The 14,106-nt window shown below is 50.9% G+C and carries 7 protein-coding genes and 1 tRNA gene; 3 read left to right on the forward strand and 5 right to left on the reverse strand.

The genetic code is table 11. The features are described 5' to 3' along the window. Positions 1–120: 120 nt before the first annotated feature. Positions 121–4,335, reverse strand: a complete 4,215-nt coding sequence (locus CAG65_RS12190) for a LysM peptidoglycan-binding domain-containing protein (protein WP_161453804.1) — start codon at positions 4,333–4,335, stop codon at positions 121–123. Positions 4,336–4,696: 361 nt separating this feature from the next. Continuing rightward, complete coding sequence (locus CAG65_RS12195) at positions 4,697–6,448, reverse strand: lysophospholipid acyltransferase family protein (RefSeq protein ID WP_161453805.1); 1,752 nt, start codon at positions 6,446–6,448, stop codon at positions 4,697–4,699. Positions 6,449–6,872: 424 nt separating this feature from the next. On the opposite strand from CAG65_RS12195, the gene CAG65_RS12200 reads away from it, so the two are divergent. Then, positions 6,873–7,592, forward strand: a complete 720-nt coding sequence (locus tag CAG65_RS12200) for an SIMPL domain-containing protein (RefSeq protein ID WP_161453806.1) — start codon at positions 6,873–6,875, stop codon at positions 7,590–7,592. 268 nt (positions 7,593–7,860) lie between these two features. Further along, positions 7,861–9,906 (forward strand): GGDEF domain-containing protein, encoded by a 2,046-nt coding sequence (locus CAG65_RS12205; RefSeq protein WP_161453807.1) that lies wholly within the window; start codon positions 7,861–7,863, stop codon positions 9,904–9,906. A gap of 40 nt (positions 9,907–9,946) precedes the next feature. Here the strand turns inward: CAG65_RS12205 and CAG65_RS12210 are convergent, their stop codons facing one another. Next, positions 9,947–10,204 carry a hypothetical protein gene (locus tag CAG65_RS12210; protein ID WP_021707342.1) on the reverse strand — a complete coding sequence of 86 codons (258 nt, stop codon included), beginning with the start codon at positions 10,202–10,204 and terminating at the stop codon, positions 9,947–9,949. Between the two features lie 135 nt (positions 10,205–10,339). Between CAG65_RS12210 and CAG65_RS12215 the strand changes: the two genes are divergently transcribed. Next, entirely contained in the window at positions 10,340–11,740 is a 1,401-nt protein-coding gene (locus CAG65_RS12215) for a class I SAM-dependent methyltransferase (RefSeq protein ID WP_161453808.1), read from the forward strand. Here CAG65_RS12215 and CAG65_RS12220 read toward each other — a convergent pair. Beyond that, a complete protein-coding gene (locus CAG65_RS12220; protein ID WP_161453809.1) occupies positions 11,737–13,665 on the reverse strand; it encodes a sulfatase-like hydrolase/transferase in 1,929 nt (642 codons plus the stop codon). The two genes, CAG65_RS12215 and CAG65_RS12220, sit on opposite strands and share 4 nt — an antisense overlap. A gap of 262 nt (positions 13,666–13,927) precedes the next feature. Beyond that, positions 13,928–14,003: transfer RNA gene (locus CAG65_RS12225), tRNA-Ile, on the reverse strand. Positions 14,004–14,106 lie beyond the last annotated feature (103 nt).

Genomic DNA, 14,106 nt, shown 5'->3' on the forward strand with positions numbered 1-14,106 from the left:
CTGTAAATGGCTCTTTAATCAGCTCAAACTGATACAGCACATCTGAATCCAGCACCGCTTGTTGTTGCTGTTGTTTGTATTCATCACTAAGCTCTGGCAATGCTGCCATTGATGTTGACATTATCTCGGGACCTCTACTTCAATTATGGTGTGTTGACTCAGGTTGATCGCGTCCAGTTTTACCATCTCCTGAGTTTCATTAACACCGGCGGTAAACTGCGTCTGATAAATACTGCTGCGTGTTGCGTCCGAATTGGTCTGATAGGGGTTGTCCATATCTTTCAACACAAAAAGCCGAATTTTGGGTGGCTCTGTGCTCGCGTGGTAACTGACCGTTTGACGAATTGGGCGGGGCAACGCGAGCTGATACGAATAAGTGCTCGGTTCATTCGGGTCTTGTTGCCATTGACCAGCCGCAATCTCCTGCGCACTGAACGGTTGTGCGGTTTTGCCAGCTGGTTTCACCTCGATGCCCAGTGCGATGGTGTCTCCGGCATAGGTATTAGGCAGAGTGAAGGTTAGTCGCTGCTCAATCTCTACTTGTGTCGTGGTGTCATAAGGCGAGGCAAGCGGCATCACGTTTCGGCTGAGTACCTGAGTGTGTACTGACGGCTGGTTGATCAAGGTTAGCAGATTGAAAAACTCATCTTCAGCGCTCAAAGCTGGATCCGGCTCCTTGCCCCACACCGAATGTTTTAGCCATTTTTCTAACGGTGTTTTTTCCGTTAGCAGCAATATGATGGTAACTACACCATACAGAGCCGCACCCCAGAAGTTGGCGGCTAGCAACCAGCCACGGAGCACTCCTCCTACGGCCAAGCTTGCAAAACGAGACATCAAAGCTCGGGCTGATAATATTCCCCAACCAACCCCTTGAATTCCTAGTGCAAGTGTTTTAAATCCCAGAAGTACTTGTTGGCTTGCCTCTTTCGATTCTCCAATATCTTCAATGGTTTGCCAACCCTCTAGGCCTGCGGCAATGACGCCAGCCACACCCGCAATGAAAGAACGCGCGATATATTGCTCAGCATAAGTGATATTCACCGAGGCTCTTGTGGAGTTTTGACTTGTTTTGATTTGATTTAAAGACTGGTCGAGCAATTTAGAGTCCGTCTTTAAATTATTTAACGACAACCCTTTTAAGTTAGAACCTACCGCATTAATAAACCAGGCGGTGCTGTAGGCCAGAGTCAGCTCCTGGCGGCGAGTGTCCGGGTATGGCACAGATTCAACGATCTGTTGCAGCGACATCATCTGATTAAACACATTGATCAGGTTTAAGCTCGAGACCACAAAGTCCATACGGCCTACGCTATCCCACTTTTGCGACAGGTTTTGCGCTTTGCTGGAAAACACATGTTTGCCAACCTGGTGGTCCTGATAGGCCTCGAAGACCAGTGGGGTTTCATCAATAAACTGGCTGACCCTCTGGTTCAGGTCTTTGAGTTCCGTGCTGGTTTTCACGTACTCTGGTGAGCCTTTCATTTGCGTTTTTAAGGTTTTTTGCAATACTCCGGCTTCGATTGACATGTGATGATAGATATTGGTGCCAAATCTGTCTGCGTGTGACAATTTATTGAGTTGCACTTTGCCCCCTCTGAGATAGAGCTGCGCCCATACGGCCATGGCCATGCTTCTTCGGGCAGCAAGACCGGGAAGTTTCATCACACGATTTAGAATTCTGAAACGCAGCATCTGCATGGCATGCAGAGCTTTATCTCCTTTGACGGCGGTCGCTTTTTTGGCGTTCTCGATGATGGTATCCAGCGAAACCAGCAACCCTTTGGTCATGGTGAAGAGGGGAGAGTTAGGGTCATCAAAGCCAATAATATCGTTAAAGGCGGACATAAAGCCCCCAATTGGGATTCGGCTGTTTTCCGCAAACTGTGACAAATCCAATTGGCTGATCAAGTTTTCTGTTTGAGCGTAAATTTCACTGGAGAAAAAGCTGCTTGTCAGCCCCAGTAAGTTTTCAGGGGCAATAATAAGTTGATCGATGCGCTCATGGAGTTCAGGGCAAGATTGCGAGCTGAGATCGAGATCGTTCAGGATGCAATCGAGCAGGGTATTTAAGGTTATCTGATGATCGTGCTGAGCGATGTCGATCCCCAAGCGGAGCGGATCATTGCCCAAGGTTTCCAGCGAGCTGATCAGGATAGGAACGTCACGCAATATCCCCGTTTGCGCCAAGGCTTGGGTTTCAATATAGGTTTTGTAGTACTTATCCAGTCCTTTCCAGTCAACCTGACGATGTGCTTTGCGCCGCTGGGTGTATTCATCCAGACGTTTTTCTAACAGTGCAGGCGCAATGCCTTTTGCTGTTAACCGGGCTTTGGCTTGCGGGTATGCGAGTACTGTCGATTCAGCTTCTGCCCAAATGGCCGCTTTTGCATCACCACGAGGCGCATTGGCTTGGGTCATTTGGGTTTGGAAATAGTGGTATTCCAGGCAAGTATCGATGTCCTGCTCCACTTCAATCCAGTCTTGCGGGGGAATGACACTCATGCTCTCCGCTGGCAGAGAAATACGCACCAGAGAGCGGATGGTTTCCGCAATGACCGTTTGACGACGGGCGGCGTCGTCTTCAATTGTGAGCTGCACCGACTGCGATAAGCGCAGATACAGGTCGACGATATCGGCCATGGGATCATCCAGAGCGACCAGGTCATGAGCTGCGTGACTGGGCACCTGGTATTGATAACTTTTGAGGTTGCGCGATACCAGAGGTGCGACTAATCCGGTGGGATCCTCTTCTTCGAGCTGTGTGGTAGCGCAGCTCCAGTCAAACTGGGTTAAGTCGCACTGGCCTACATCGGCGACGCAGGTTTCAATCTGCTCGATTGGGGTGCGGTGCGTTCCGGCATTGACGTCGCGTAGCCAGTCATTTCGGACTTGTTCATTACTTTGATAAAAATCGACGATGCGATCAGTCCAGCGCTGGCTGGCGTACCCCAGATAATACGGACAGTCTGTTCGGACCATCAGGTGGGATTGCGGGGCTTCGGGTTCCGCTTCCAGCCGCGCTGCTGCATCATCGCCTTTACAGCGATAAAATTCGCCCTCACGCACCTGATACTCTTCGAGTTGCCAAGCGTCACCTTCAGGGGGCTGGTGCAAGGTATACAGCCATCCATCACGCAACTGACGTAACGTATACGGGACTTTATCCGATGCAAACACACCACCTGAAAAGTTTTGTTTGTCTTCAATCGGGTGGACACCTTCAGCCACCTCTTGCTCCAAACTTTCAGGGACGATATTGTCGATGGCGTATCGGACCGGCGCGATCGCAGCAAAACTGTTCTGGCTCGATTGTGCGACGCGAACCACAGGAAAGGTGGCCTGTTCGCTGATGGAGCCCATCGACAATATGTCTTGGATCAGCAGGGCGGTGTTGCTCTGGTAGCCGACGTCTTTGCCGTGGTTATATTGGCTCACGGGTTCGAGATACAACACACTGCCGGCTTCCGGCTGAGCATCATCGCCGCGCCAATAGGGGTTCAGCGTTTTCAGCTCTTCGACGGTGATGCTTTGTTGTTCCGCGACCTGATCCAGCGTTTCTCCCGGCGCTACGATGTGTTTTTTTCGTTTGGCTTGCCCTTCGGTAAGTGGGATTAACTCGCCCATATCCAGTTGTATGCCATGCTCGTCAAGAAAGGCATGGTCCACCAACGCCACTGCGTTGTCATCCAATGGCTCTTTGCTAAAAAGCAGATACTGATTATCAACGGTTTGCCCATTTCGCTTCCACAACGCAAGGATAAAATCGGTTTCGCTGGCGTTGGACGGTGCGCTGTTCATGCTACCCGCCACACTTTGGGTGGCCACAAAGCGATATTTTTTATTGCCCCCGAAGCGGTATTCGTTCAGCAGTTTGTCGTCTAAAAAGTGATAGAGAAAACCTTCGGTCGGCAAACCGAGCTGAGAGCCCACTTGGATGGCTGGCCGGAGAGGAATAAAGGCCTCTTGTATCGTCACGCTGTCTTTTGGATGAGGTATTACGTTATCTAATTGAAATGGAACAACGTGATGCTTACCGACCTGAAGGGCTTTGGCTTCTTCCACTTCGATGCTGCAGGCGTAGTGGGTTGTCTGCTTAACTGCCTGTTGACGCCACTGCTTGATCGCCGGCTGACCGGAAGAAGATTTAAGCAACATTTCAAGGTTAGGGGCAACGGACTGTTTAAACAGCGGCTCTTGGCACGCAAACTCAAGAGTGTAGGCAAATTCAGGTTCAGTTTGAGTGGTTTCAACCGGTGTTGAATGACGATGAACCGGCGCCGTGTCGGTAAGAGGTTTATAGCCCGCTTGATAGACTTTGCGGGTCTTTGACATTTTTAGAGACATAACAACTGAATATGAGCAAAAAATAGGCCCAAATTGTACCCGCAAACGGCGGATTCATACTCTAGTTATATGCACTTATTTGCTCTTCTTTTTCGCTAAGCTGCCAGTGAAAAGCTCATTGATAGAATTAAAACCGCCATATCGGCGTTTCGAACGTATTGATGGCGTTGTCTTCAGAGTTGTCCTCGCTGAGCGAGACGATGTTTCCGATATAAGTGACCGGTCAGCAGAATGCTGATGATACTTAGAATACTGATGAAGAATTTGGCGGGAACTGGCGATCTTGGTGCTAAAGTTGGCGTCACTCGAGTTACAAGCCACCCGAACTGGGTGGCTTTCTTTAAGCGGTTCAGCGGGCGTGCTGGCTGAGGTACTCCGATGCGGCCAGTGGCCCCATATAGCGGGCGAGTGTTTTCTCGGCGACGGTGCGAAGATCAACCACAATCAGTCCGTCGAGCGCATTGTTGAACGCAGGATCGACATTGAAACACACCAGTTTACCGTTCAGACCCAGATATTGACGCAGCAGTACAGGGACGCCTTTGCCGTCATCAATGCGGGCAATGACCCGAGACAGAAGCTGCAAGTCGCCAAGCGCCGTCAGTAAACTGGTGTTCCATGAGCTGGCATGACTCGGCAGTGGGTTAGAGGCTTCAACGTAGTGGGCACTGTCGGCATCGTAATGATGCAAGGTCATGGTCTGAGCCAGCAGTTGACGGGCTTGCTGACTGTAATCATTACTGATGCTGACCGGCCCGAACAGGTGGGTAATGTTTGGGTGGCGTGAGACGTATGTCGCTATGCCTTTCCACAGCAGCAACAGGGCACTCATGCTGCGCTGGTACTCAGCCGCAACCACGGAGCGGCCCATTTCAACCGCCGTCCCCATTTTATTCAGAAACCGCTGATCGTAGTGGAATAAGGTGCGTGAGTAGAGACCATCCAGACCTCGCTTGGCGGACACCTGTTCAACCAAACCGAGGCGATAAGCGCCAACCAGACACTGTTTGTCGCGATCCCAGACAAACAGATGCAGATAATCCTCATCGAATTCATCCAGGTCGAGCGCCAGCCCGGTGCCTTCACCGACCGCTCGGAAATTCAGCTCACGCAGGCGCCCGATCTCATGCAACAGAGAAGGAATATGTGCGGTACTGGTGCAGTAAACGTCAAATTCGTTGCTGCTCAGCAGGTGGTGTTCCGCTGGGAGATTATGGATATCCTCCAACCAGGCTTCGGTGGCTAACGCCGGCGCGACGGGGTGTGGCGGCGATGCTTCGACCGTTTGTGTGCTGTTCACCGGGGCGGGCTGGAGCAGGTAGGTATTCAGGCGCAGGTAATTGACGACCTGGGTATCACTCAGGCCATTAACCTCTTTGTACTTGATGGCGTCGCCGACGGCGATCCCGATTGGTTGAGATTGTTTGTTGAGCAGCTCACGTCCGAGCATCAGGGTACGCAGCAACGGGTGGATTTTCCCGGCCATGTAAAAGCGTTGCGAGTTCTGGCCGTTAATGAATACGGGAACCGTAGTGGCTTTGTGTTTACGAATCAGTGCGCTGACAGAGCGGCTCCACTCTTTGTCTTCCAGTTTCTGGGCTTTGCGGTCAACCAGATGCGACACTTCGCCAGCCGGGAACATCAGCAGTAATCCACCTTGTTCAAGGTGTTTGTTGGCGTAGCGCAGCGCTTTCATGTTGGCTCGGTGGGCGTATTCGCCATCAAAGACATCCACACCAATGAACAGTTTGTCCAGTTCGGGAACGGTTTTAAGATATTGATTAGCAAGGATCTGTACGTCGTCGCGGAGCATCAACAGCAATTCCGCGAGGATCACACCTTCGACACAACCAAGTGGATGATTGGCAACCACAATCGTGGCCCCTGAGGTGGGAATTTTATCCAGACTGCCGCGCGTGATCTGATAATCGATGCCTAGCACATCGAGCGTAAAACGCAGGAATGCCCGGGTGTCGCTACCGGCTGGCCGCTGAGCGTAAAATTTGTCGAGCTTGCTCAATCCGGTTGCCCATTCAGCGATGTTTTCTCCCCAACCAAACGGCGTTTTCCTTGGCAGACGAAAAGGGCTGGTGATATCCATAATGACCTCAGTTTGATGTACTCTGCAGAGAATCTTATGGCGATTAGATGTCAGTCAGGCTTCAGTTTGATGAGAAAAGCATGATAGAAAAGTGACGATTTGATGAACATGCGTTACGGCCTGAGATATCAAACTGAATTAATATGTAACAGCCAGGCCGGTGCGCCTTTAAATTACGTGTCGCTCACAAAATGTACTAATTTCATACCGTACTGAAAGTATACCTGCTAGCTTAGATTTTGCGGGTACACGCACAATAACAAGTCAATTGAACCTTTGCTTAATGTTGCTCTGGAATAACGGGAACCGGATCGGTTCCCGTTTTTTGATCGCACACAGTGTCATCAAATCATATCTTGGGTGAGCAGTGGATCATCTATGGAATCGGTTGTATAAATGATGAGGTTGAATCAGGAGTTCTATTATGAAAGCAACAGACAACCGCACCGCTCTTATCCTTGGCATCAGCTTGATCTTAGGTTTGGCGGTTCTGGGCTACTTTGTTCAACAGACGGCGTTAAGTTACCGTGGTTTTGAACGTATCGTGACCGTTAAAGGGCTGGCCGAAAAGGAGTATCCGGCCGACACTGTCATCTGGCCGATTCAATTTTCCGTTGCTGGAAATGATCTGCCTGAACTTTTCGCTACCCTCGACAAACAGTCACAGGCCATCAACGCATTTCTGGTGTTGCAGGGGATCGACAAAACCGGTATTTCGTTCTCTTCACCGACGGTGATCGACAAAAAAGCTCAGCAGTACGGTGGCGAGAGTAGTATTGAATTCCGCTATCTCGCTTCTCAAACCATGACGGTTTACAGCCAGCAGGTGGACTTAGTGCGTCAGGCTATCACTAAACTGGGGGAACTGGGTAAACAGGGGATTGTGTTCAACCAGGATCCGTACAGCAATCCCATCGAATACAGTTTCAATGGCCTGAACAAAATCAAGCCTGACATGGTGGAAGAAGCCACGAAAAACGCGCGTGAAGTCGCGCAGAAATTTGCCCGTGATTCGCAAAGTTCGCTCGGCAAAATCAAGCGCGCTTCGCAAGGACAGTTTTCGATCGTCAGCCGTGACAGCAATACTCCCTATATCAAAAAAGTCCGGGTGGTTTCCACCGTCAGTTACTACCTGAATGATTGAGTTTCGGCCAAGCGAGGTGACGTGGATTAGTGCTGAGACGCTATTTTTGTAGCAAAGATAAGACTTTTTTCGTAATTGATTAAAAATTGCCCGCATTGGCTGGATTGTGGAGCAAAACGATTTCGCCGGACAAAGTCGGTGATTTATTATGCAGCCCAATCTGTTCGGGAAAGCATTTTCGGATCGGCTCCGAGCCGATCCGCTCACTTAATAATAATCATAATTTCCCGCCACACTGAAGTATTTACCCATCTAGGGAATAGTAATAATGTTGCAATTTCATAAACTTATGATTGCACCTCTGCTCTTCTGGACATTGCTGTGTTCGTTCCAGATCCAGGCTGCGGGTGCAGAGCCAAAAGACAAATTCCTCCAGTCTCTGGAAGGCATCGAGCGTCAGGTTTACGCCTTGCCGCAAAAATCGCTGGCGCAAATTGAGCAGTTGGAAGAAGACTCACTACTGCAAAACCAGCCGAGAGAGTTGCTGGTGCGTTACTACCTGGCCAAATCGACGGTACTGGAACTGCTGGGGCGACAAAAGGAGAGTTCAGCGGCGGCAAAGAAAGGGCTGAGCCTGGCGCCAAAACAGAGCCGTGAACACCTATTGCTTGAGTTGCATCAGATTCAGGCGATGATGGGCAAAAACGACATCAACGAAGCCGTCTCTTCATTGGATACGCTACTGAAAACGTCACGTGCGAATGGTGATAAGCAGCTGGAATCGGAAGTGCTGTTGGTCAAAGGGCGCTACTACGAAGTTCAGGGGGATTTTAAAAAGTCCTATGCAGCGATCATGTCCTCGCTTGAGGCGGCAGAGTCTTCCGGTGTACAAGGACAGGTAGAGCGTGCTGCATTAGGGCTGGGTGATGTACTGGTCAAAATTCAGGGTTATGGCCGCTCGGAAACGGTGCTGAACCAGGCGTACCGCTATTTCAAAGAGCGGCGTATGTCGTTCAATGAGTTGCTCAGTGTGCTGACCATTGCCAAATTGCACAAAGCGCAGTTCCAGTATGATAAAGCGATTGACGCCTATCAGGACGCGCTCAAACTGGCGCAGATCATCGGCGATGGCCGTTTTCGTTTTCGCATCAACCTGGAACTGGCTTCTCTGTACCGCGAGACCGATAATGACCGGAACATGCTGCGCCACCTGAGACTGGCGGAAAATCTCCAGTATCGTGAAACGTCGAGTGCCTATCTGGCGACTTTCAGGTTGCTGCAAGCGCAGTATATGCTGGAGCAGAAGAAGTTTGACGAGTTGCTGGCTATGATCACGCCAATGCTGCCGGAGATTATCAAGAGCCCGCACATTCAGCAGCAGCAACTGGAGCTGCTCAAAGTGGCAGCCCAGGCCTATGCTGGCGCGAACAACTTTCAGCAGGCGTATCAGTCTTATGGTCAGTATCACAATAAATTCATTCAGTTCAGCAACGATCGCGAGATGGAAAAACTCGAGCGTCAGCAGATCCTGTTTGAGCTGGAGCGACTGGAATATGAGAACCAGGATCTGAACTGGAATAACGTTTTGCAACGGATGGAACTGGAGAACAATCGCCGGACTTTCTACTTGCTGGGGGAAATTGTGATTGCACTGTTGGCTGTGATCCTATTGCTGGCAGTCGTGTTCCTGGCCGTCAACCGTTCGCGTATCCGCATGCGTCGTTTAGCGAAAACGGACACGCTGACCGGTTTGTTCAACCGTCGTTTCCTGGAAGAGTGGTTTATGCAGCCGATCACGGAACAGGCTGCACCTAAGCCGGAAGTGAAACCACAATCGCTTCCGGGTAAAGTGACGTACCACTTACGTCAGCAATGGAAACGCGTCCAGTCAGGTTATGCACAGCTCAACAAGTGGCTGGAACGTAAACTGGACAAAAAAGTGGTGGTGAGAAAACCGGAAACGGGGCCCATCACGATGGTGATGATCGATGTCGACCACTTCAAGCAGGTGAACGATACCTACGGACACGTGTTTGGCGACGTGGTTTTGACTGGTGTGGCTAAAGTACTGGAATCGTCGGTGCGAGACAGCGATATTGTCGCGCGCCTCGGCGGAGAAGAGTTCGTTGTGGTGCTGCCAAAAACCGATCTGGAAGAATCCGTGGCGTTAGCAGAACGCCTGCGTGAGGCGGTGGCTCAACAAGGATTCGTGACTGAGAGCGAACAAGCCGTCAATGTCACGTCGAGCTTCGGTGTATTGACGACCCATCAGGTGGACATGGAGTTTGAGGCGCTGTGTAATCAGGCCGACAAACTGCTGTATGAAGCCAAGGCCAGTGGACGAAACTGTGTGAAAGCACTACAGCTAAGCTGAGAATGTGAGCCAAGCCCGCCGAATGATGTCGCGGGCTTTTTTATGGTTCTTTATGGTCGTGCTTTGATGTGGGCTGCGCATTGTCGTTGTCGTCTGCTGACGGGTCTTTACGGCTTGAAAACAGGTTCAGCAGTTTATCCCACCATAAACGCATAGTCGCAAGACCCGCGACGACCGTCGCGATAATCGCTTGCAGGATCACGCTGCCCGTACCGGGATCCAGATACGCTTGTGCCGGAAAACTTGCCATCAGGGTCAAGGCCACTAAGCCCAGTTTGTGGTGCGTGCGGGAAAGCATAAAACACTCCCTATCTGATTATTGATAAAAAAGAGATTAGTTCAACTGTAGTCAGGCGGCGTTCATTCAGCAAATGCAGATTAGGCTATAGTTATGAGTATTCCAGCTCTGAGTGACCTTAAGTGACGATGAACTATGCAGAATATTGAAGTGGATGACTCTTCTTTCCGTGACAGCAGTGGTTTTGTGTTTCGCTATCAAGGGACGCTGTATCGTCAGGTGAACCAATGCTTTGCCAATGCCTTTGATGCTTATCTGGATAGTGGCCTGCATCAGGCTCTGACGGAGCGCAACTATCTGGTCCGCCATCGCGAGCAGCGACTGGACGGTTATCGCTCTGATCTGGCACACAAAATCCTGAAGCCAGAGCGTATTCCCTACATTTCGTATCCGTATGAATGGTGCTTTGGCCAACTTAAAGACGCGGCGTTGTTGACACTCGACATTCAGTTGCTTGCACTGGACTACGGGTTTAGTTTGAAAGACGCCAGTGCGTTTAACGTCCAGTTTCATCAGGGAAGGCCAATTTTCATTGATACCTTGTCCTTTGAGCCTTATGAACAGGGCACATGGGTGGCCTATCGCCAGTTTTGTCAGCACTTTTTGGCGCCGCTGGCTCTCAAAGCACATTGCGACCACCGGTTGGGAAAACTGGCTGAGCTGTATATTGATGGGGTGCCACTTGATCTGACGAGTCGACTGTTGCCCAAACGCACCTGGCTAAGCTTCAATATGCTGTCCCATATTCATCTGCACGCGAAAATGCAAACCCGTTACGGTGACAAGGCGCATCAGACGCAAGCCGCGCTGAAAGGGGCAGATGCAATGAAGGTGGACAAACTGCGCGCCATGCTCAAGGGGCTGAGAACTTACATTGCATCGCTGCACTGGCATACGCCTTCGTCTGAGTGGGGGGAGTATTATCAGCACACTAATTATCAGGACGCAGCGATGCAGGGCAAAATCGCTTTGGTCGAGGGCTATCTTAGCCAGCGTGGTACGCCAGCCTCTCTGCTCGCGGACATTGGCGCCAACTCAGGTCGGTTCAGTCGCTTAGCCAGCCGTTACTCCGAGCAGGTGGTGGCGTTTGATATCGACGAAGTGGCCGTCGAGCACAACTATCAGCAAGTTCGTGAGTCCGGAGAGAGTCATATTCTGCCACTGGTGTTGGATCTGTTTAATCCGTCGGCCGCCATCGGCTGGGCGAACGGCGAGCGAAGCTCGTTTGTATCGCGCGGTGCGTTTGATGTGGTGATTGCCCTGGCGTTGATCCATCACCTGGCGATCAGCAACAACACGCCGCTTGAACACATCGTCAGGCTACTGCATCACATCAGCCGTCAACAAGTGATCATAGAGTTTGTCCCCAAGGAAGACTCCCAGGTACAGCGTTTACTGGCGAGCCGCAAAGACGTCTTCCCACAATACCATCAGGCGGGGTTTGAAGCGGCACTGGCCGGCTATTTTACCATTGAAGCCAAAGACCAAGTTCCTCACTCTTGTCGCACGCTTTACTGTCTGACGAAACTGTCTTAATTCAGCTGTGCTGGCAGCATCGAGACATCATAGCCCATCTCACTCAGGTGTCGGGTTAACATCTGATAGGCCTGTTGCTGGCTCAGAGCACGCTGACCACAGCGGTTATCGGGTGGGTGTACCAAGGTGTGTGTCAGCGCAACGGCCTCGGGCTGATTGAGATTGAGCGAGTAAAGCCGACCGCACAGCGCCATCGACAAAGTCCCCAAGGTATAAAAAGGGGCACGGACACTGGCCGCCGATTTCCATTCTCCCATTCCCACGATCTGCTCATCCGGTGATGTGGCGATAAAAATGGGCTTAGGCACTCTGCTGGTGGCTAAGAGATCCTGACCGTCCATCCACTCCGGAATGGGCAGCGACAAGTAACCCAGCAGGGTTGGGGCGATATCTACCCGTTGCGAAGGCTGTACGACCACTCCGTTTGGCTCGCGATGTGGAAAGCGGATCAACAAAGGCAGCGTTTGATCAATGCTGTGGCCGATACCGTGATCGCTGGTGAAAATCAGTATGGTGTTGTCCAGTTCGCCCCGTTCAATCAACAACTGATAGATTTCTTGAGCATACGTATCCCACTGACGAATCGCGTTGTCGTAGTGATCGAGCATCCACATTTGGGGCTGATGTTTGGTGTCGGTAAACACCGGGGTTTCATAGGCAAATTTATTACCGTGTGGGCCGAGCAGGTGAACATTAGCAAAATATGGACGTGGTGCGGTGGCGATGTGGGTTTTGAGTTGGTTGACCCGATCGCGATCGCTGAATCCTTTGGGAATGTCCAAGCCACCACTAACCAGTTGATGTGGGTATGCCATTGGCGCATGGCCCGTCAGATGAGCTAACCGCTGATAGAGGCGTTGCCAGGTTTCCTCCCAGAACTGCACACAGTCTGGCCAGCGCTGAACAATAACCTCCCGAATGTCGTTATGGCGCGAAGAGACGCGGCGGCGATTGGCGTAATCAAAACCGTTTCTGATCTTGAGATCCACCGGATCAACGTAATAGCGCAGGGTGATATCGATGTTGAAATATCCCGCCTGTTTCAGCAACCCCGGCAGGTGCTGGTACATGTCCTGACCGCGAAACGTATCCGGGCGGAAGATCACCCGGGTTCGAGTCGGGTATTTACCGCTCAGCATCGCTCCCATGGCGCCGGTGGTTTTGGCGGAGTTGGTCCAGTGATGATGAAACACCATGCTCTCGTTGGCGATCTGCTCTAAAAACGGTGTGGTTTGGCGCGCGTAACCGTACACCGAAACATGATTGCTGTTCACGCCATCAGCGCTGAACACAATAATATTAGGCGGTGATTCGGGTTGCACCTGCACCGCACTTTGAGCCGGTATATGTGCAATAACTTGTGGTGACTGATAAGACAGCCACACCATCACCAAGGAGAGGCTCAGAAGCACGGCGCAGGTTGTGCTGAGTTGACGCTGCAGCGCGATGTGCGTGGCCAGATACGACATGGCTGACATCAGGCGGCGCACAAAATAACCTACTAAACCAATAAAAAGCAGCCAATACACTGATTTAACTAATAGGCTGTTTGCCGATGGTGAGGCAAAGCGAAGCAGGGTATAGGTAAAATTATCGATCAGTAGAAAAGTGGTACAGGCGAGAATCAAGCCGGGAATCAACAGGGCGATGTGTCTTAGCGGCAACCTAATCAGCGGGATAGTCCCCGGTGCGCGCAGCATAAGCACAGTCAGCAGCAATACGTCCATAACGCCTATCACCACTAAGGGCAATGGCGCTACCAGCGCAACCGCGACACTGTGTATCACATCAAGATAGCTGAACATCGACGGACGAAAGTAGAAAAACAGCCACTCCATCAGGTAGTACAGATACCCGCACAATAGAGTGATGATCCCAAGGCTAAGCAGATACGCGCCCGTTGCCGGAGTGTGGGTTTGGTCCATAGCGCTTCCCGTACACAAGATGAGTTTTGAGTATAGTCAAAGCGTCATCGAGCACAGGTTATGAGCGGTGAGTTCTGGGAGCTTTTGGATCATGGGTGTCCTTCCCGAGATGGAACTCGATATTTATCTCATATTGAGATGGATAACTGGCATTAATCGACCAGAGCATACCGGAAGTCATCACTGTTGAGGAAAAAGGAGCTGAATACGGAAGGCCAGAAAAACAAAGGCCCGTAGATTTCTCTACGAGCCTTCTGCAATATGGTGGCCCCTCGCAGACTTGAACTGCGGACCAATCGATTATGAGTCGACTGCTCTAACCACTGAGCTAAGGGGCCAAATTAGGACAACGATTATAGGGGAAGCTTGCCGGGGTGTCTAGCCGCAGATATTACCAATTGCGCTTAGTTTTTATCCACTTAGAACGTCCGGTAACAAAAA

The sequence above is a fragment of the Vibrio sp. V39_P1S14PM300 genome, from assembly GCF_009904765.1.
GTDB classification, from domain to species: domain Bacteria; phylum Pseudomonadota; class Gammaproteobacteria; order Enterobacterales; family Vibrionaceae; genus Vibrio; species Vibrio proteolyticus.

Coding starts and splice junctions, on each gene's coding strand:
- CAG65_RS12190 (WP_161453804.1), bottom strand. CDS start 4,335: ATGTCAAAGACCCGCAAAGTCTATCAAGCGGGCTATAAACCTCTTACC.
- CAG65_RS12200 (WP_161453806.1), top strand. CDS start 6,873: ATGAAAGCAACAGACAACCGCACCGCTCTTATCCTTGGCATCAGCTTG.
- CAG65_RS12205 (WP_161453807.1), top strand. CDS start 7,861: ATGTTGCAATTTCATAAACTTATGATTGCACCTCTGCTCTTCTGGACA.
- CAG65_RS12210 (WP_021707342.1), bottom strand. CDS start 10,204: ATGCTTTCCCGCACGCACCACAAACTGGGCTTAGTGGCCTTGACCCTG.
- CAG65_RS12195 (WP_161453805.1), bottom strand. CDS start 6,448: ATGGATATCACCAGCCCTTTTCGTCTGCCAAGGAAAACGCCGTTTGGT.
- CAG65_RS12215 (WP_161453808.1), top strand. CDS start 10,340: ATGCAGAATATTGAAGTGGATGACTCTTCTTTCCGTGACAGCAGTGGT.
- CAG65_RS12220 (WP_161453809.1), bottom strand. CDS start 13,665: ATGGACCAAACCCACACTCCGGCAACGGGCGCGTATCTGCTTAGCCTT.